The organism is Mycoplana sp. MJR14, assembly GCF_029210525.1.
In the GTDB taxonomy this organism is placed as follows: Bacteria; Pseudomonadota; Alphaproteobacteria; order Rhizobiales; family Rhizobiaceae; genus Mycoplana.
The window spans coordinates 83,403-101,748 of record NZ_JARGEO010000001.1 but is presented as its reverse complement, the minus strand read 5'-3'; the positions used below and the strand labels follow the sequence as shown (position 1 = coordinate 101,748).

The 18,346-nt window shown below is 65.8% G+C and carries 17 protein-coding genes; 16 read left to right on the top strand and 1 reads right to left on the bottom strand.

Going from position 1 to position 18,346, the window contains the following annotated elements; translation table 11 throughout:
- Positions 1-7: 7 nt before the first annotated feature.
- Complete coding sequence (locus P0086_RS00470; RefSeq protein ID WP_275782051.1) at positions 8-2,101, bottom strand: bifunctional rhamnulose-1-phosphate aldolase/short-chain dehydrogenase; 2,094 nt, start codon at positions 2,099-2,101, stop codon at positions 8-10.
- Between the two features lie 201 nt (positions 2,102-2,302).
- On the opposite strand from P0086_RS00470, the gene P0086_RS00465 reads away from it, so the two are divergent.
- The 16 genes from P0086_RS00465 (at position 2,303) to cheD (ending at position 18,308) form a co-directional block, all read left to right on the top strand.
- Complete coding sequence (locus tag P0086_RS00465) at positions 2,303-3,115, top strand: DeoR/GlpR family DNA-binding transcription regulator (protein ID WP_275782050.1); 813 nt, start codon at positions 2,303-2,305, stop codon at positions 3,113-3,115.
- Positions 3,116-3,159: 44 nt separating this feature from the next.
- Positions 3,160-4,152 carry a rhamnose ABC transporter substrate-binding protein gene (gene rhaS, locus P0086_RS00460; protein ID WP_112596279.1) on the top strand — a complete coding sequence of 331 codons (993 nt, stop codon included), beginning with the start codon at positions 3,160-3,162 and terminating at the stop codon, positions 4,150-4,152.
- Between the two features lie 290 nt (positions 4,153-4,442).
- Positions 4,443-5,942 (top strand): sugar ABC transporter ATP-binding protein, encoded by a 1,500-nt coding sequence (locus P0086_RS00455; protein ID WP_275782730.1) that lies wholly within the window; start codon positions 4,443-4,445, stop codon positions 5,940-5,942.
- Positions 5,939-6,916, top strand: coding sequence for an ABC transporter permease (locus P0086_RS00450; RefSeq protein WP_275782049.1), 978 nt, complete (start codon positions 5,939-5,941; stop codon positions 6,914-6,916). Before P0086_RS00455 ends, P0086_RS00450 begins: the two co-directional genes overlap by 4 nt.
- Positions 6,916-7,920 carry an ABC transporter permease gene (locus P0086_RS00445; protein WP_112609314.1) on the top strand — a complete coding sequence of 335 codons (1,005 nt, stop codon included), beginning with the start codon at positions 6,916-6,918 and terminating at the stop codon, positions 7,918-7,920. Before P0086_RS00450 ends, P0086_RS00445 begins: the two co-directional genes overlap by 1 nt.
- A 10-nt stretch (positions 7,921-7,930) precedes the next feature.
- Complete coding sequence (rhaM, locus tag P0086_RS00440) at positions 7,931-8,245, top strand: L-rhamnose mutarotase (RefSeq protein WP_112596285.1); 315 nt, start codon at positions 7,931-7,933, stop codon at positions 8,243-8,245.
- 10 nt (positions 8,246-8,255) lie between these two features.
- A complete protein-coding gene (locus tag P0086_RS00435; RefSeq protein ID WP_275782048.1) occupies positions 8,256-9,617 on the top strand; it encodes an FGGY-family carbohydrate kinase in 1,362 nt (453 codons plus the stop codon).
- Positions 9,618-10,258: 641 nt separating this feature from the next.
- Complete coding sequence (locus P0086_RS00430; protein ID WP_275782047.1) at positions 10,259-11,842, top strand: globin-coupled sensor protein; 1,584 nt, start codon at positions 10,259-10,261, stop codon at positions 11,840-11,842.
- 130 nt (positions 11,843-11,972) lie between these two features.
- Positions 11,973-12,272, top strand: a complete 300-nt coding sequence (locus tag P0086_RS00425) for an STAS domain-containing protein (RefSeq protein WP_112596291.1) — start codon at positions 11,973-11,975, stop codon at positions 12,270-12,272.
- Positions 12,269-12,634: a chemotaxis response regulator CheY1 gene (cheY1, locus tag P0086_RS00420; RefSeq protein ID WP_056316210.1), complete on the top strand. Its 366-nt coding sequence runs from the start codon at positions 12,269-12,271 to the stop codon at positions 12,632-12,634. The genes P0086_RS00425 and cheY1 overlap by 4 nt, the downstream gene beginning before the upstream one ends.
- Before the next feature lie 16 nt (positions 12,635-12,650).
- Positions 12,651-14,948, top strand: coding sequence for a chemotaxis protein CheA (locus tag P0086_RS00415; RefSeq protein WP_275782046.1), 2,298 nt, complete (start codon positions 12,651-12,653; stop codon positions 14,946-14,948).
- A gap of 4 nt (positions 14,949-14,952) precedes the next feature.
- Positions 14,953-15,417, top strand: coding sequence for a chemotaxis protein CheW (locus P0086_RS00410; RefSeq protein WP_112596294.1), 465 nt, complete (start codon positions 14,953-14,955; stop codon positions 15,415-15,417).
- The gene (cheR, locus tag P0086_RS00405; RefSeq protein WP_162702388.1) at positions 15,417-16,313 is read left to right on the top strand and encodes a protein-glutamate O-methyltransferase CheR; all 897 of its coding nucleotides are present in this window, start codon (positions 15,417-15,419) and stop codon (positions 16,311-16,313) included. Before P0086_RS00410 ends, cheR begins: the two co-directional genes overlap by 1 nt.
- On the top strand, positions 16,310-17,368 hold the full coding sequence (cheB, locus tag P0086_RS00400) for a protein-glutamate O-methylesterase CheB (RefSeq protein ID WP_275782045.1): 1,059 nt from the start codon (positions 16,310-16,312) through the stop codon (positions 17,366-17,368). The genes cheR and cheB overlap by 4 nt, the downstream gene beginning before the upstream one ends.
- A complete protein-coding gene (locus tag P0086_RS00395; protein ID WP_112596299.1) occupies positions 17,368-17,757 on the top strand; it encodes a response regulator in 390 nt (129 codons plus the stop codon). Before cheB ends, P0086_RS00395 begins: the two co-directional genes overlap by 1 nt.
- Entirely contained in the window at positions 17,754-18,308 is a 555-nt protein-coding gene (cheD, locus tag P0086_RS00390) for a chemoreceptor glutamine deamidase CheD (RefSeq protein ID WP_112609324.1), read from the top strand. The genes P0086_RS00395 and cheD overlap by 4 nt, the downstream gene beginning before the upstream one ends.
- Positions 18,309-18,346 lie beyond the last annotated feature (38 nt).

Here is an 18,346-nt window from a genome sequence, read left to right as displayed (position 1 = left end):
CAGGCGCCTAGCGCGTGAAGGACTGCGCGTTGCCGGCATCCACGTTGATGATGTTGCCGGTCGACTTGGCCGACATGTCGGAGGCGAGGAAGTAGATCGCTTCGGCAATGTCCTCCGGGAAGACGCTGCGCTTCAGCATCGAGCGCTCGCGGTAGTGCGCCTCCAGGTCGTCGGTCTTGTAGGTCGCCGCCCGCTGCTCCTTCCATTCGCCGGTCCAGATCTTCGAGCCGCGCAGCACCGCGTCCGGATTGACGACGTTGACGCGGATCTGCTCGGCAGCTCCCTCCAGCGCCAGGCAGCGGGCGAGATGGATCTCGGCCGCCTTGGCCGTGCAGTAGGCGGCCGCACCCGGGGACGCCGCAAGGCCGTTCTTGGAGGCGACGAAAACGACGTTGCCGCCCGCCTTCTGCCGGCGGAAGATCCGGAAGGCCTCGCGCGAGACGAGGAAATAGCCGGTGGCGAGGATGTCGATGTTCTTGTTCCACAGCGAAAGCGTGGTCTCCTCGATCGGTGCGGAGGAGGCGAGGCCGGCATTGGAAACGAGGATGTCGAGGCCGCCGAACTCGACCAGCGCGTCGGCGAAGCTCTTTTCCACGAGCGCCTCGTCGGTGACGTTCATGGCGACCGCGCGGACGAAGTCCTTGCCGTAGCGCGCGGCAAGCTCGCTCTGGGCCGAAGCCAGCGCCTCGGCGTCGATATCGGCGAGCACGACGCAGGCGCCCTCTGCCATCAGCCGGTTGGCGGTCGCCTTGCCGATGCCGCCGGCACCGCCGGTGACGAGGGCGATGCGGCCCGCCAGGCTCTTCGGCTTCGGCATGCGCTGCAGCTTCGCCTCCTCGAGCAGCCAGTACTCGATGTCGAAGGCCTCCTGCTCGGGCAGCCCGACATAGGTGGAGACGCCCGACGCGCCGCGCATGACGTTGATGGCGTTGACGTAGAACTCCGCCGAGATGCGGGCGGTCGCCTTGTCCTTGGCAAAGGTGATCATGCCGACGCCGGGAACGAGGTAGACGACGGCGTTCGGATCGCGCATCGCCGGGCTGTCGTCGTGCTTGCAGCGCTCGTAGTAGCCGGCATAGTCGGCGCGGTAGGCGGCAATGGCATCGGCGAGGCCCGCGAGCGTGGCGTCGATATCGGGCCTGTCGGGATCGAAGTCGATCACGAGCGGCCGGATCTTGGTGCGCAGGAAATGGTCGGGGCAGCTGGTGCCGAGCGCTGCGAGCGGCGCCAGGTTCTTCGAGGTCACGAAGTCGAGCACAGCCCGGCTGTCGTCGAAATGGCCGACCTTGCTTTCGTCGGCGCCGATCAGGCCGCGGATGACGGGCATCAGCTTCTGCGCCACCGCGCGGCGCTCGTCGGCGGCCAGCACGGTCTTGACGGCGCCGCCGAAGGCGGGCGCGACGTTGTTCGCCTCGAACCAGGCGATCGCCTTGTTGATGATCTCGATCGTCGTCTCGTAGCATTCCTTCGCCGTGTCCGCCCAGGTGAACAGGCCATGGCTCTCCAGCACGACGCCGCGCGCCTTCGGGTTCTCCTTGCAGAATGTCTCCAGCCACAGGCCCAGCTCGTAGCCGGGGCGCTTCCACGGCAGCCAGCCGATGTCGTCGCCGAAGATCTGCTTTGTCAGTTCGCGGCTGTTCTCCGAGGCGGCGATCGCGATGATCGCGTCGGGATGCATGTGATCGACATGGACGCGCGGCACATAGGCGTGCAGCGGCGTGTCGATGGATGCGGCGCGCGGATTGAGGTTGAAGGTGCAGTGGGGGAGGTAGCCCACCATCTCGTCCTCGTGCGCAAGGCCCCGGTACAGGCCCTTCAGCGCCTGGAGCTTCTCCATGTAGAGCGTGGCGAAGCCGTCCATCTTGATCGTGCCGACGTCGCCGCCCGATCCCTTCACCCAGAGCACTTCGACCGTGCCGCCTCCGAGCGGATCCTTTTCCATCACCTTGGCCGAGGTGTTGCCGCCGCCATAGTTGGTGATGCGCTTGTCCGAGCCGAGGAGATTGGAGCGATAGAGCAGGCGTTCCGGCTCGCTCATGGCGGCCGCCTTCGCCTCGTCCCAGAGATTGGCAAGGCGCGACCCTTGTTGCTTGTCCAGCATCGGCATTTCCTCCCGGTCTTCCATGTCGCGACCCTTGGGGCCGCACCTCCAGTTCGGGATTCAATTCTCACGGATGGAACGCTCATGTCAATCATAAACGATCAAATTCGGTCATATTGCGTTGCACAATGAAAAATTATGATCAATCGTGATTGACATTGCGCGATCGTGATGGAAGCATGCGAGCAGTTGGGAGGAGCCATGCACGAGAAGGAAAGACATCGGGTCATTCTGTCGGCCGTCCAGGACAAGCCCGTCGCAACGGTGCAGGAGCTAGTGGAACTGACGGACAGTTCCGAGGCCACGATCCGGCGGGACATTGCCGCCCTGCACGTGCAGAAGCGGTTGCGCCGCGTCCGCGGCGGCGCCGAGGCGATCAATCCGCCGCAGTTCGTCGGCCTCGCCGGCCGTCCCTTCAGCGTCAACGAGGCGCTCAACGCCAGGCAGAAGCAGGCGATCGCCAAGGAAGCCGTCGCCCTCTGCCAGGACGGCGAGCCGATCATCATCAACGGCGGCACGACCACCTTTCAGATGGTGCACTTCCTGGCGAACCGGCGCATGCAGGTGTTCACCAACTCGTTTCCGATCGCAGAGCACCTTTTGAAGCACTCCAAGAACACGGTGATGCTGTCCGGCGGCACGATCTATCGCGAGCAGAACATCATCCTCAGCCCCTTCGAGAACGACGTGACCCGCAACTTCTATGCGCGGCGCATGTTCATGGGGGCGCAGGGCCTCGGCCCGCTCGGCCTGATGGAGGCCGATCCGCTGCTGATCCAGGCCGAGCAGAAGCTGATCGACCAGGCGGACGACCTCGTCGTCCTGGCCGATTCCTCGAAATTCAGGAAGCGCTCCAGCCTCATCCTGTGCGGCCTGAAGCGCATCGCAACGGTGATTACGGATTCGGGCATCGAGGATCGGGAAGCCGCGATGCTGGAGAATGCCGGCGTCCACCTGATCGTCGCGGACGTTCGGGCGGCTGTCCCGGTGGAGAATGCTCCGTCGCAGGCGTGAGGCCGGCGGGGGAGGGGAAGGAACCAGTCAGGGAGGACTAGGACATGAAGATCTGGAAGGCATTGCTCGTGGCGGCGGCCGTTTCGACGGCGCTCGTTGCAAACGTCGCCAATGCGGCGGACAAGAAGATCGCGCTGGTGGTCAAGGCGCTCGGCATCGGCTTCTTCGAGGCCGCAAACAAGGGCGCGCAGGAGGCCGCCAAGGAAATCGGTGGCGTGGAGGTGATCTACACCGGCCCGACGACGACCACGGCCGAAGGGCAGATCGAGGTGATCAACTCGCTGATCGCCCAGAAGGTCGACGCGATCGCGGTCTCCGCCAACGACACCGACGCGCTGGTGCCGGCGCTGAAGAAGGCGATGGATCGCGGCATCAAGGTCATTTCCTGGGATTCGGGCGTGGCCCCGGAAGGCCGCCTGATGCACCTGAACCCCTCGTCCAGCGCGCTGATCGGCAACATGTGCGTGAAGATGGCCGCCGACAACCTGCCGGACGGCAAGGGTGACGTGGCGATCCTCTCGGCAACCGCCACCGCGACGAACCAGAACACCTGGATCGAGGAAATGAAGAAGGTCCTGCCGAACTATGCGGGCGTCAACATCGTCACCACTGTCTATGGCGACGACCTGGCCGACAAGTCCTATCGCGAGACGCAGGGGCTCATCCAGTCCTATCCGAACCTGAAGGCGATCATCGCGCCGACCTCCGTCGGCATCGTCGCGGCCGCCCAGGCCGTCGCCGACGCCGGCAAGATCGGCCAGATCAATGTCACCGGCCTCGGCCTTCCCTCCGAAATGGCGGGCCACGTCAAGTCCGGCGCATCGAAGTCCTTTGCGATCTGGAACCCGATCGACCTCGGCTACTCCGCCACCATGATCGCCAACGACCTGATCAACGGCGCGGAAGCCAAGCCCGGCGCCGAACTGAACATGGGCCGCATGGGCAAGGTCAAGCTCGACGACAACAACGAGGGCGCGATGGCCGATCCGTTCGTCTACGACGCCTCGAACGTCGAGGAATTCGCCAAGATCTTCTGATCTGCGGCGGGTGGCCCGGCTGCCGATTGGCCGGGCCGCCATGAAGCAAGTGCATTGCCCCTCATCCGGCCTGCCGGCCGCCTTCTCCCCTTGGGCGGGGAGAAGGAGACGTGTGGCGACCTCTCGCCAGACGCAGCTACGGCGACCCGGTCTCGTCCCCTCGCCCCGCTTGAAGGGGAGAGGGCCAGGGCGAGGGGCGATCTTGAACGCGCGGCGACAAGGACGTTCGTCGCCGAGAACCATCCAATCCGACGGACGAACCCTTGCTGCAGGACACCACCACATCGCGGATGAAGCCGGCGATCGCGCTGGAGGGGATCTCGAAGTCCTTCCCGGGCGTGCATGCGCTCTCCGAAGTCTCGCTGTCGCTCTATCCGGGCTCGGTGACCGCCCTGATCGGCGAGAACGGCGCGGGCAAGTCGACGCTGGTGAAGATCCTCACCGGCATCTACCAGCCGGACGGGGGCGCGATCCGCGTCGACGGCGAGGAGGCGCACTTCCCGACGGCCAGTGCGGCCGCCAGGGCCGGGGTCACCGCCATTCATCAGGAGACAGTGCTCTTCGACGAGCTTTCCGTCGCCGAGAACATCTTTCTCGGGCATGCGCCGCGCACGCGCCTCGGCCTGATCGACTGGGCGCGGATGAATGCCGACGCCCGCAAGCTGCTGGAGCGCGTCGGCGCCAGCCTCGATCCCGCCATCCGCCTGCGCGACCTCGGCATCGCCAGCAAGCACCTCGTCGCGATCGCCCGGGCGCTCTCGATCGATGCCCGCGTGGTCATCATGGACGAGCCGACCGCGGCACTCTCCTACAAGGAGATCCACGAGCTCTACGAGCTGATCGACCGGCTCAAGGCCGACGGCAAGGCGATCCTCTTCATCAGCCACAAGTTCGACGAGATCTTCCGCATCGCCGATCGCTATACCGTCTTCCGCGACGGCCGCATGGTCGGCGAGGGCCTGATCGCCGGCACGACGCAGGACGATCTCGTGCGAATGATGGTCGGCCGGGACGTCGGCCAGGTCTTCCCCAAGCAGGAAGTCGAGATCGGCAAGCCGGTGCTGACCGTCTCCGGCTATCGTCATCCCACCGAGTTCGAGGACATCAATTTCGAGCTGCGCCGCGGCGAGATTCTCGGCTTCTACGGCCTGGTCGGCGCGGGCCGGTCCGAATTCATGCAGTCTCTGATCGGCATCACCAGGCCGTCGGCCGGCGCCGTCCGGCTGGACGACCGGGTGCTGGTCATCCGCTCGCCGGCCGAGGCGATCGAGGCCGGCATCGTCTACGTCCCCGAGGAGCGCGGCCGCCAGGGCGCGATCATCGGCATGCCGATCTTCCAGAACGTCACGCTGCCCTCGCTCGCCCGCACCTCCCGCTCCGGCTTCCTGCGCATGGCCGAGGAATTCAGGCTGGCGCGGGAATACACCTCCCGGCTGGACCTGCGCGCGGCCTCCCTCGACCAGGACGTCGGCACGCTCTCCGGCGGCAACCAGCAGAAGGTCGTGATCGCCAAGTGGCTCGCGACCCGCCCCAAGGTGATCATCCTCGACGAGCCGACCAAGGGCATCGACATCGGCTCCAAGGCCGCCGTCCACGCCTTCATGAGCGAGCTCGCCGCACAGGGTCTCAGCGTCATCATGGTCTCCTCGGAAATCCCCGAGATCATGGGCATGTCCGACCGCGTGGTCGTCATGCGCGAGGGCAGGATCGTCGGCCGGTTCGAACGCGCCGAGCTTTCGGCCGAGAAGCTGGTGCGCGCCGCCGCAGGCATATCGGAGACCGCCCCATGAATCTGCTGCTGAAAAACCGCGAGGCGCTGCTGGTCGTGGCGATCCTGTCGCTCGTCGCACTGATCACGCTGCGCTTCCCCGGCTTCATCGCGCCGGCCAACCTGGGGCGCGTCTACAACGACACCTCGATCCTGATCATCCTGGCGCTCGGCCAGATGGCGGTGATCCTCACCCGCTGCATCGATCTGTCGATGGCGGCGAACCTTGCGCTGTGCGGCATGGTCGCGGGCCTGATCAACGTGGCGTTTCCCGGCGTGCCGATCCCGCTGGTGGTCCTGGCGGTCGTGGCGCTGGGGGCGGCACTCGGCTCGATCAACGGCCTGCTCGTCTGGAAGCTCAACATCCCGCCGATCGTCGTCACCCTCGGGACGCTGACGATCTTCCGCGGCTCGATCTTCCTGCTCACCGGCGGCCAGTGGATCAATGCCCACCAGATGAGTGAAGCGTTCAAGGGCCTGCCGCGGGCCGATCTCCTCGGCATCCCCGCGCTCTCCTGGTTCTCGGTCCTCATCATCGCCGTCATGTTCGTCGTGATGACCCGCACGCCGACGGGGCGCGCCTTCTTCGCCGTCGGCGGCAATCCGCATGCGGCCGTCTATACCGGCATCGACGTCGGCCGCACCCGCTTCCTCGCCTATTGCCTGTCCGGCGCGCTTGCCGGCTTTGCCGGCTATCTCTGGGTCTCGCGCTACGCGGTCGCCTATGTCGATATCGCCCTCGGCTTCGAGCTCGACATCATCGCCGCCTGCGTGATCGGCGGCATCTCGATCGCCGGCGGGATAGGGTCGGTGCCGGGGGCGGTTCTCGGCGCCCTGTTCCTCGGCATCATCAAGAACGCCCTGCCGGTCATCAACATCTCGCCCTTCGCCCAGATGGCGATCTCCGGCATGGTCATCATCATCGCGGTCGCGGTCAATGCGCGCGCCGAGCGGCGCAAGGGCAGGGTCATTCTCAAGAAGGCGGAGGCGCACTGATGGCCGAGGCACATCCCCACATCCGTCACATCCCCGACCGCCTGCAGAGCCGCAGCTCCCGCCTCCTGAAGAGCTGGGAGAGCCTGCTCGTGGTGGTGGCGCTCCTGATCTTCGTCGCCAATTCGCTGGCCTCCCCCTATTTCCTCGATCCCTGGAACCTCTCCGACGCCACCTTCAATTTCACCGAAAAGGCGATGATCGCCTTTGCCATGGCGCTCGTCGTCATCTCCGGCGAGATCGATCTTTCGGTCGCCTCGATCGTGGCGCTGACGTCGACGGCCATGGGCTATGCCGCCACGCAGGGCTTCGAGACGCCGGCGCTGGTGGCGGTCGGGCTGGCGGTCGGCCTCGGCTGCGGCGCCATCAACGGCTTGCTCGTCACCCGGCTCGGCCTGCCTTCGATCGTCGTGACGATCGGCACCATGAGCCTGTTCCGCGGCATCGCCTTCATCATTCTCGGCGACCAGGCCTTCACCGACTATCCGGCGAGCTTCTCCTGGTTCGGCCAGGGCTATGTCTGGTGGGTGTTCTCGTTCGAGTTCTGCCTGTTTTTGGGGTTTGCGCTTGTCTATGCGGTGATCCTGCACATGACGAACTTCGGCCGCGCGGTCTACGCGATCGGCAACAACCAGACGGCCGCGCTCTTCTCCGGCGTCCGGGTGGGCCGCGTGAAATTCACGCTGTTCCTGCTGACGGGCCTGATGTCGGCGATCGCCTCGATCTGCCTGACCTCGCGGCTCGGCTCGACCCGGCCCTCGATCGCGCTCGGCTGGGAACTGGAGGTCGTGACGATGGTCGTGCTCGGCGGCGTCAGCATCCTCGGCGGCTCCGGCACGATCGGCGGCGTGGTGCTCGCGGCCTTCATCATGGGCATGGTCACCTTCGGCTTCGGCCTGCTCAACGTGCCTGGCATCGTCATGTCGATCTTCATCGGCCTGCTTCTGATCTCGGTGATCGCGCTGCCGATCCTCTATGCGCGGCTCAAGCGGCGCGTGGCGCACTAGGGAGGGACCGATGGAAAAATATGCCTTCCGCATGCGCCTCAACCCTGGCATGGCCGAGGAATACAAGGCGCGGCACGACGCGATCTGGCCGGAGCTCGCCGCCCTGCTGAAGGAGGCCGGCATCTCCGACTACTCCATCCATCTGGACGAGGAGACGGGCCTGCTCTTCGGCGTGCTGTGGCGGCGCGACGATCACAGGATGGACAGCCTGGCCGAACACCCGGTGATGAAGCGCTGGTGGGCGCACATGGCCGACATCATGGAGACGAAGCCGGACAACGAACCGGTCGCGGTGCCGCTGCGCACCGTCTTTCATATGGAATGAAGCGAGCACCATGGCCCGAACGATCGCCGTCATCGACATCGGCAAGACGAATGCCAAGGTTGCGCTCGTCGATGGCGAGAGCTTCGCCGAGATCGCGGTGCGCACCACGCCCAACGGCGTGGTGGACGCCCCGCCCTATCCGCATTTCGACACCGAACGCCTCTGGGCCTTCATCCTCGACAGCCTGCGGGTGCTGAACAGCGAGCGCCGGATCGACCGCATCTCGGTGACGACCCACGGTGCGACGGCGGCGCTGGTGGACGAAAAGGGCGCGCTCACGCTGCCGGTGCTGGACTACGAGCACGCGGGTCCCCAGGAGCTGCTGGCGGACTACGAAGCCGTTCGCCCCGCCTTCTCCGAGACGGGCACGCCGAAGCTGCCGGTCGGCCTGAACGCCGGCATGCAGCTCTATTGGCAGTCGCGCCGCTTCCCCGAGGCGTTCGCGCGGACCGCGTCCATCCTGATGTATGCGCAATACTGGTCGTTCCGGCTGACCGGCCTGCGGTCGGGCGAGGTCACCTCGCTCGGCTGTCACGCCGATCTGTGGGAGCCCGTGAACCGGCGTTACTCCACGCTGGTGCAGGAGCAGGGCTGGGAACGCCTGATGCCGCCCCTGCGCAAGGCCTCCGACGTGCTCGGGCCGATCCTGCCCGACCTTGCGGCCCTGACCGGACTGGACGCGGGAACGCCCGTCCATTGCGGCATCCACGATTCCAACGCCTCGCTGCTGCCCTATGTCCTGACCACGCCTTCGCCCTATGCGGTCGTCTCGACCGGCACCTGGGTCGTCTGCATGGCGATGGGCGCGCGCCGCCGCGCGCTGGACGAGCGGCGCGACACGCTCGTCAACGTCAATGCGCTGGGCGATCCGGTTCCGTCGGCCCGCTTCATGGGCGGCCGCGCCTTCTCCCTGCTCGGCGGCCGCAACGCGCCCGTCGGCGATGAGGCGGTCGCCTCCGTGCTGGCGCGGCAGGCGATGATCCTGCCGTCCATCCCCGATGATTCAGGACCCTTTCCCGGCCGGAAGGCCCGATGGACGATCGACAGGGCGCAGCTTGCCGAAGACGAGGTCCAGGTCGCGATCGCGTTCCATCTCGCCCTCATGAGTGCAACCTGCCTTTCGCTCATCGGCGCGGACGGGCCGGTGATCGTCGAGGGTCCGTTCTCGGGCAACGGTCGATATCTGGCGATGCTGGCGGCTGCCACCGGCAGGGGCGTGCTTGTCGGCGAAAGCGCCACCGGCACCAGTGTCGGTGCCGCCTGCCTGGCTGTGGACGGAATGCCGAAGCCGCGCCTGCGGTCGGCGGAGCCGCCGCTGCCCGAAGCCGCGGCGGCCTATGTCGAGAAATGGCGCAGCCTCGCGGGCGATTGAGGCGCGCCGGGCGCCCCGATCGTTGGCCGGCCTGGAGGTCGGATCAGAAAATCGCCGGTGCCCGGGCGGGCTGGCGGCCGTCTATACCGATAAGCGTCGCGACCGCTGCAAGCGTTGCGACAGTCAAGATCAATGCACTCAACCAAAGAACAATCATTGCTCATTCCCAAGGACATCATCGTCTGGAAAGCACTTCTAGCACCTGAAACTTGCTTTTGCCTTGCCAAATATTGACCCCGGCACTTTTTTGCCTAGCGAATTCTAGGGATATGGCGGCCGGCGCGAACCCCGAGGGCGCGCAAACGGCCGGGCGGCCGGGCCCCCCGTCCCGTGAAAGTACAGCGATGCCGCAGCGCATTAACCTTCAGGCAAGGAATTAACCATAAACATGGTCTCACGCGTCGGAATGGGGAATCTCACCATTTCCCACTCAGGCATGATGCCGTACCGCCCGTACCGGTTTCGACCCGGTATCAAGCTTCACCGAAATTGACCATGGACAGCGAAGGGCGAATTCGGCCCGACGCGCAATCGACGCCGTGCGGACTACGGAACCGCAGAACGTTTGCCACCCCCATGGACGAATTCACCGGCTTGGCCAGCAATGGCCGGGAAACTTGCATTGTGCATGGGGACAGAAAGTGCAGGAGACGCCAGCAGAACAGGCTCAGACGGGGCAGGCGGCAAGCCTTCGCGACCGGCTGAGATTCGCTGGCCTGGAACCTGCGCACGGCGACATCCTCCGCGACCACCGCAAGACCCTGGAACGTCATGTCGAAAGCGCCCTGCGCGATCTCTTCCAGCGCTTCCAGACCTTCCCCGATGCCGCCCGGCAGTTCCAGAGCGAACGGGCGATCGATCGGCTGCACGATCTCCATGCCTCCCACTGGAGCGTCCTGACCGACGCGCGTTTCGATAGCCTCTATGCCGAACGGGTGAAGGTCTTGGCGGATGCCGAGAGCCAGATGGGCCTCGATCCGCGCTGGCGCCTTTCCGGCCACACCGTCGTGCTCGAACACGTCATCGACGGACTGCTGGAGGAATACTGGCCGAAGGCGATCCTGTCCGGGACGAGGAACGCCCGCCGCAAGGAACTTTCCGAACTTCTCACCGCCTTCGTCCGCGTCGCCATGGTCGATGCGGAGATCGGCGTTTCGCTGCGTTTCAACGAGCTTCGCCACACCCACCACCGCGCGCTGGCAGAACAGCGCAAGGCCGATCAGGGCGCCTTCGAGCTTGCCTTCGGCGAGGTGATCCGCAGCCTTGCCAATCTCGACTTCACCCACGAGACCGGCGAGCAGATGCCGGAGGAGTGGCGCGCGCTGGCGGGCACGCTCGATACGGCGCTGGCCGATATCCAGCGCCATCTCGGCTCCGCCCTCGGGCACGGCGAGGTCTCGGGATCGATGGCGCAAGCGCTGTCCGCGAAGGCCGGCCATCTCGCCGAACGCACGCAGGCCCATTCCTCCGTGCTGTCCGAAACCGCATCGACGCTCACCGAGATTGCCGGCCGGCTGAAGCTGAACCTCGCCGAGACGCGCAACGCCGAGGCCGCCGCGCAGTCGACCCGCCAGTCGGCCGAACACAGCGGCCGGATCGTCGGAGAGGCCATGTCGGCGATGGCCGACATCGAGGCTTCCGCGGAAAAGATCGGCCAGATCATCGGGGTCATCGACGAAATCGCCTTCCAGACCAACCTCTTGGCGCTGAATGCCGGCATCGAGGCGGCGCGTGCCGGCGACAGCGGCCGCGGCTTTGCGGTCGTGGCCCAGGAGGTGCGGGCGCTGGCCCAGCGCTCGGCCGACGCGGCGCGCGAGATCAAGCAGCTCGTCAGCGGCACCAAGGCGCAGGTCGAGGCCGGTGTCGATCACGTCAACCGCACCCAGGATGCGATCGGCAACATCGTCGTGCAGGTCACCGGCATCAACGATGCGATCGCTGCGATTGCGCGTGCCAGCGACGAGGGCGTTGGCGGCCTCGATGCCGTGAGCGCCGATCTCGGCCGCCTGGGCTCGCAGGCCCGCGCCGATGCCGATCTGGCCGAGGGGCTGGATCGTGCTGGCGGCGATCTCCACACCGTCATCCTCGAGCTCGGACAGACCATCCGCCAGTTTCACCTGCGCCAGCCGCAGGCACCTGCACGGCCGGTCGAGGCTTCCCGGCAGATCCAGCATGCGCCCGCAGCGGCTCCGGTGGCCGTGCGCGCAGTCGGGTACGGAGGCTGACGATGCGACAGGACCGGCCCTGCCACGAATTCTCATCGCGACGCAGCCGGCGCGAAGGCTCCGGCTGGTTCGCGCCCGAACAGACGTCCCGGACAATCAACGCTGACACAAGCAGACAAGGAACGCAGTGATGGCGAGCAAGAAGGCCGCTCAGAAAAGCCTGAGCCTGGCACCCGTGCTGGATCTCAACGAGGCGACCGCGCTTCGCGACAAGCTGATGGCGCTGAAGGGCAGTGACCTGGCGATCGACGCTTCCGCCGTCGAGCGCATCGGCGCCCTGTGCGCACAGGTCCTGATGGCCGCTGCCAAGACATGGGAAGCCGACAAGCGCAGCTACACGTTCGCCAAGGCATCGGAGCCGTTCCTCAAGACGATGCAACTGATCGGCGTCAACATTGAACACCTGCTGGCCAAGGAGATTCAGCGATGAAAAAGAAGGTGCTTACCGTGGATGATTCACGGACGATCCGGAACATGCTTCTGGTGACCCTGAACAATGCCGGGTTCGAGACGATCCAGGCGGAGGACGGCGTCGAGGGGCTGGAAGTCCTGGAAGAGGCCAATCCCGATGTCATCGTCACCGACATCAACATGCCGCGCCTCGACGGCTTCGGCTTCATCGAGGGCGTGCGCCGCAACGAGAAGTACCGGGCGATCCCGATCCTCGTCCTGACGACCGAGAGCGATGCGGAAAAGAAGAACCGCGCCCGCCAGGCCGGCGCGACCGGCTGGATCGTCAAGCCGTTCGACCCCACCAAACTCATCGATGCAATCGAGCGCGTGACCGCTTAAATCGAGGTTCCTCCCGATGGATATGAACGAAATCAAGGAGATCTTCTTCCAGGAGTGCGAGGAGCAGCTCGCCGAACTGGAATCCGGTCTCTTGAAGCTGAACGATGGCGATCGCGACCCGGAGACCGTCAATGCGGTCTTCCGCGCGGTGCACTCGATCAAGGGCGGGGCAGGTGCCTTCGGCCTGGACGATCTGGTGTCCTTCGCCCACGTTTTCGAGACCACACTTGATTGCGTTCGATCCAACAAGCTCGAGCCGAACCAGGACGTCCTGAAGGTAATGCTGAAGTCGGCCGACGTGCTGGCCGACCTGACGAATGCCGCCCGCGACGGCGGCGGCGTCGACGAGGCGCGCAGCAAGCAGCTGATCCGCGAACTCGAGGCGCTCGCCAACGGGGAGATGCCGGCGGCAAGCGAGGCCCCGGCGGCAAAGCCCGCGCCCGCGCCGCAGGCGGCAGCGCCCGCCCCGGCGGCACCGGCCGTCAACGACGAAGGCTTCCAACCGATCCCGTTCTCCTTCGATGATTTCGGCGGCGAGGAGAAGCCGGTCGAGCCCTACGCGCCGACCTGCGAGATCCTGTTCCACCCCAAGCGCGAACTCTATGCCAAGGGCAACGAGGCCGCGCTGCTGCTGCGCGATCTCTCCCGCATCGGCGAGATGAGCATTCGCTGCGACATGGACAGCCTGCCGCTGCTGCAGGACATGAACCCCGAGGAAGCCTATTTCTCCTGGAAGATCTCCATCACGACCGAGAAGGGAGAGGACGGCGTCCGCTCCGTCTTCGAATTCGCCGAATGGGATTGCGATCTGGAAGTCCGCACCGTCGAGGAAGACCACGAGCCGGAAGCGGGCGACGACGAGCTGCCGATGCAGCCGGTTCCGTTCGACCTCTCCATCCTCGACGACGCCGACACCGATGTTCCGGCCGAAGCCGACGAAGCCCCGACCCCGGTCAAGCAGACCGCGGTCGCCGAGAGCAACGTCGTGCCGATCGCGGCCAGCCCCCGCGCAGAGGCTCCGAAGAGCGAGGCCAGGGCCGTCCCGGCCGCGCAACAGGCTGCCGCCGCCGCCAGCCCGGCTGCATCCGCAGCGTCCGCCGCTGCCGCGGCACCGACCATCCGCGTCGATCTCGACCGCGTCGACCGCCTGATCAACCTGGTGGGCGAGCTCGTCATCAACCAGGCGATGCTCTCCCAGAGCGTCATCGAGAACGACAACAACGGCGTTTCCTCGATCAACATGGGCCTGGAAGAGCTGCAGCAGCTGACCCGCGAGATCCAGGACTCGGTCATGGCGATCCGCGCGCAGCCGGTGAAGCCGGTGTTCCAGCGCATGTCGCGCATCGTCCGCGAAATCGCCGACGTGACCGGCAAGTCGGTCCGCCTGATCACCGAGGGCGAGAACACCGAAGTCGACAAGACCGTCATCGACAAGCTGGCCGAGCCGCTGACGCACATGATCCGCAACGCCGTCGACCACGGCCTGGAAGCGCCCGAGAAGCGCGAGGCGCTCGGCAAGAATCCGGAAGGCACGGTCCGCCTGACGGCGAAGCACCGCTCCGGCCGCATCGTCATCGAGCTTGCCGACGACGGCGGCGGCATCAACCGCGAGAAGGTCCGCCAGAAGGCGATCGACAACGACCTGATCGCAGCCGATGCCAACCTGTCGGACGAGGAGATCGACAACCTGATCTTCCACGCCGGCTTCTCCACCGCCGACAAGATCTCCGACATCTCCGGCCGCGGCGTCGGCATGGACGTGGTCAAGCGCTCGATCCAGGCGCTCGGCGGCCGCATCACGATCTCGTCGAAGCCCGGCCAGGGCTCGGTCTTCACCATGAGCCTGCCGCTGACGCTCGCCGTCCTCGACGGCATGGTGGTCACGGTTGCCGGCCAGACGCTCGTCGTGCCGCTGACCGCCATCGTCGAGACGCTGCAGCCGGAAGCCTCCGCGATCCATTCCTTCGGCGCCAGCCAGCGGCTGATCTCGATCCGCAACTCCTTCTGCCCGCTCGTGGACGTCGGCCGGATCCTGAACTTCCGCGCCACCCAGGCCAACCCGGTCGACGGTGTCGCGCTTCTGGTCGAATCCGAAGGCGGCGGACAGCGGGCGCTGATGGTCGATGCGATCCAGGGCCAGCGCCAGGTCGTCATCAAGAGCCTCGAGGCCAACTACACCCACGTGCCGGGCATCGCCGCGGCGACGATCCTCGGCGACGGGCGCGTGGCGCTCATCCTCGATGTCGACGCCGTCGTCGCCGCCTCGCGCGGCCAGTCCCTGAAACAAGAAATCTCGCTCGCAGCAACCGGTTGATGCCATGACTTATGCAGCCAAATCACTGACGCAGGGCCGGGAGCTCATCGCCTTCCGGATCGGGGATCAGGAATTCTGTGTGAACATCATGTCGGTACGGGAGATCCGCGGCTGGACTCCCGCAACGCCGATGCCGCATGCGCCGCCCTACGTGCTCGGCGTCATCAACCTGCGCGGCGCGGTCCTGCCGATCATCGACATGTCCATGCGCCTCGGCATGAAGCCGGCGGAGCCGACGGTCCGGCACGTGATCATCGTGGCGCAGGTCGGCCCGAAGACCGTCGGCCTGCTGGTCGATGCGGTGTCCGACATCCTGACGGTCACCGACGACAACGTGCAGCCGACCCCGGATATCGCCAACGAGATGGCGAAGAACTACGCGCGCGGCATCCTCGCCATCGAGGGCCGGATGATCTGCATGATCGAGCTGGAGGCGCTCTTCCCGCACGTCGAAAGCGAAGCAGCATGATGTCGGCCGCCTTCGAGCCCAGACTGTCCCCGGACGAATGCCTGGCAACGGGCGAGTATCCGTTGACCCGCCGCGATCTCAGCGAGATCGCAGCGATGATCTATGCCGATGCCGGCATCCATCTCAATGAGACGAAGGCTTCGCTCGTCTATTCGCGGCTGTCCAAGCACATCCGCAATCTCGGCCTGAAGGGGTTTCGCGAATACTGTGCCCTCGTCTCCTCGCCGGAAGGAGCGCCGGCGCGACGGGAGATGCTGTCGCACCTGACGACGAACTTCACCCGCTTCTTCCGCGAGAACCACCACTTCGAGCATATGAAGCACGACGTGCTGCCGGGGCTGATCGCCCGCGCCAAGGCCGGCGGCCGCGTCCGCATCTGGTCGGCCGCCTCCTCCGACGGCCAGGAACCCTATTCGATCGCGCTCACGCTCTTGACGCTGCTGCCGAATGCGGCCGACTACGACATCCGCATTCTCGCCACCGACATCGATCCGAAGATCCTGGCGCTCGCCCGGGCCGGCGCCTATGACGCCGCCGCCCTCGAGACCGTCAACCCGGCGATGCGCAAGCAGTATTTCCGCGAGGTGGACATCGACGGCCGCCGCAAGTGGCAGATCGATGACCGCGTCAAGAAGCTGATCACCTACAACGAGCTGAACCTGATGGCCCAGTGGCCGTTCAAGGGGCCGTTCGACATCATCTTCTGCCGCAACGTCGTCATCTATTTCGACGAGCCGACGCAGATGAAGATCTGGACACGCTTCGCCGGCATGCTGGCGGAGGGCGGGCATCTCTATATCGGCCATTCCGAGCGTGTGTCGGGCGAATCCAAGGCGCTCTTCGACAACATCGGCATCACCACCTATCGCTACACCGGGAGGGGAAGACGCGCATGACAGCACCCGCACGCGTTCTTGTCGTCGACGATTCGCCCACCATGCGCGGGCTGATCACGGCCGTGCTGCGCGCCGATCCCGATGTCGATGTCGTCGGCCAGGCCGGCGACGCGATGGAGGCCCGCAACGCCATCAAGCAGCTCAACCCGGACGTCGTCACGCTCGACATCGAGATGCCGAACATGAACGGGCTGGAATTCCTGGACAAGATCATGCGGCTTCGTCCGATGCCGGTGATCATGGTGTCCACGCTGACCCACCGCGGCGCGGAAGCGACGCTGGCCGCGCTCGAGATCGGCGCCTTCGATTGCGTCGGCAAGCCGCAGCCGGGCGATGCCCGTCCCTTCGGCGACCTGGCCGAGAAGGTGAAGGCCGCCGCCCGCTCGCAGCGACGCTACATCCGCTCCGAGCCGGCATCGCCGGTGCAGCCGCCGGCCAATGCCAACGCCGCCGACGCCTACCGGACGGGCCGGAAGATCGTCGCGATCGGGGCCTCGACCGGCGGCGTGGAGGCGCTGATCACCGTTCTCCAGAAGTTCCCGGTCAACTGCCCGCCGACGGTCATCACCCAGCACATGCCGCCCAGCTTCACCAGGAGCTTTGCCGAGCGCCTGAACCGCCTCTGCGCCCCGCGCGTGGAGGAGGCGACGGACGGCGCGAGGCTCGAGATCGGCAAGATCTACCTGGCACCGGGCGGCGAGCGGCACCTGCAGGTCGCCAGCACGACTGCGCCCTGCTGCCGCCTTCTCGACCGGGACCCGGTCAACGGCCATCGGCCCTCGGTCGACGTGCTGTTCGATTCGGTGGCCGAACTTGCCGGCCGCAATGCCGTCGGTGTCATCCTGACCGGGATGGGACGGGACGGAGCGGCCGGACTACTGAAGTTGCGCCATGCCGGTGCCCGCACGATCGGCCAGAACGAAAAGACCTGCATCGTATATGGGATGCCGCGGGTGGCCTACGAACTTGGCGCGGTGGAACATCAGCTTCCGCTTGCGTCCATCGGGGAGGAAATCCTGAAGCTTACTGCGGCCCGCAAAGAAGGGAGCGACTAATGTCTATCGCTGAGAAAATCAAAGTACTAATTGTCGACGATCAGGTGACCAGCCGATTGCTTTTGGGAGACGCGCTGCAACAGCTCGGCTTCAAGCAGATCACCGCGGCCGGCGACGGCGAACAGGGTCTGAAGATCATGACCCAGCAGCCCCACCACCTGGTCATTTCGGACTTCAACATGCCCAAGATGGATGGGCTGGTCTTCCTTCAGCACGTTCGCGCCAACCCGGCGACGAAGAAAGCGGCCTTCATCATCCTGACGGCGCAGGGCGACCGCGCGCTGGTGCAGAAGGCGGCGGCACTCGGCGCCAACAACGTGCTCGCCAAGCCCTTCACCATCGACAAGATGAAAGCGGCCATCGAAGCCGTGTTCGGGGCCTTGAAATGATCACTGAGGCAGGGACGCGCCGCGTCCACCTGATACAGGGTGAGTACAAGGTGATGAACGACCCGGATGTCGTGCTGACGACGATCCTGGGATCCTGCGTCGCCGCCTGCCTGCGCGACCCGGTCGTGGGCGTCGGTGGAATGAACCACTTCCTGCTCCCCGGCTCCATGGAGGCGATGGCGGCAGGTGGTGATGCCACCCGCTACGGCGTGCATCTGATGGAGCTTCTGATTAACGGCCTGCTGAAGCAGGGCGCGCGCCGGGACCGGCTCGAGGCCAAGATCTTCGGCGGCGCCAAGACGATTGCGACCTTCTCCAATGTCGGCGAGCAGAATGCCCGGTTCGCCCGGCAGTTCCTGACCGACGAAGGCATCAAGATCGTCGGCGAGAGCACGGGCGGCGAGCACGGGCGCAAGCTCGAATACTGGCCCTCCACCGGCCGCGCCCGCCAGCATGCCCTGACCGGCGTCGAGGCACAGCGCACGGTGGCCCTGGAGCAGCGGCCCATTCCGGCGCCGAAGCCGGTGGAAAACGCGATCGAATTCTTCTGATGCCGCAAGCGGCCTCGGGGCATGAGGGATGTGGCCGC

Bases quoted from the DNA above. Each gene is read 5' to 3' on its own strand.
- P0086_RS00470 (WP_275782051.1), bottom strand. From the start codon at position 2,101: ATGCTGGACAAGCAACAAGGGTCGCGCCTTGCCAATCTCTGGGACGAG.
- P0086_RS00465 (WP_275782050.1), top strand. From the start codon at position 2,303: ATGCACGAGAAGGAAAGACATCGGGTCATTCTGTCGGCCGTCCAGGAC.
- rhaS (WP_112596279.1), top strand. From the start codon at position 3,160: ATGAAGATCTGGAAGGCATTGCTCGTGGCGGCGGCCGTTTCGACGGCG.
- P0086_RS00455 (WP_275782730.1), top strand. From the start codon at position 4,443: ATGAAGCCGGCGATCGCGCTGGAGGGGATCTCGAAGTCCTTCCCGGGC.
- P0086_RS00450 (WP_275782049.1), top strand. From the start codon at position 5,939: ATGAATCTGCTGCTGAAAAACCGCGAGGCGCTGCTGGTCGTGGCGATC.
- P0086_RS00445 (WP_112609314.1), top strand. From the start codon at position 6,916: ATGGCCGAGGCACATCCCCACATCCGTCACATCCCCGACCGCCTGCAG.
- rhaM (WP_112596285.1), top strand. From the start codon at position 7,931: ATGGAAAAATATGCCTTCCGCATGCGCCTCAACCCTGGCATGGCCGAG.
- P0086_RS00435 (WP_275782048.1), top strand. From the start codon at position 8,256: ATGGCCCGAACGATCGCCGTCATCGACATCGGCAAGACGAATGCCAAG.
- P0086_RS00425 (WP_112596291.1), top strand. From the start codon at position 11,973: ATGGCGAGCAAGAAGGCCGCTCAGAAAAGCCTGAGCCTGGCACCCGTG.
- cheY1 (WP_056316210.1), top strand. From the start codon at position 12,269: ATGAAAAAGAAGGTGCTTACCGTGGATGATTCACGGACGATCCGGAAC.
- P0086_RS00415 (WP_275782046.1), top strand. From the start codon at position 12,651: ATGGATATGAACGAAATCAAGGAGATCTTCTTCCAGGAGTGCGAGGAG.
- P0086_RS00410 (WP_112596294.1), top strand. From the start codon at position 14,953: ATGACTTATGCAGCCAAATCACTGACGCAGGGCCGGGAGCTCATCGCC.
- cheR (WP_162702388.1), top strand. From the start codon at position 15,417: ATGTCGGCCGCCTTCGAGCCCAGACTGTCCCCGGACGAATGCCTGGCA.
- cheB (WP_275782045.1), top strand. From the start codon at position 16,310: ATGACAGCACCCGCACGCGTTCTTGTCGTCGACGATTCGCCCACCATG.
- P0086_RS00395 (WP_112596299.1), top strand. From the start codon at position 17,368: ATGTCTATCGCTGAGAAAATCAAAGTACTAATTGTCGACGATCAGGTG.
- cheD (WP_112609324.1), top strand. From the start codon at position 17,754: ATGATCACTGAGGCAGGGACGCGCCGCGTCCACCTGATACAGGGTGAG.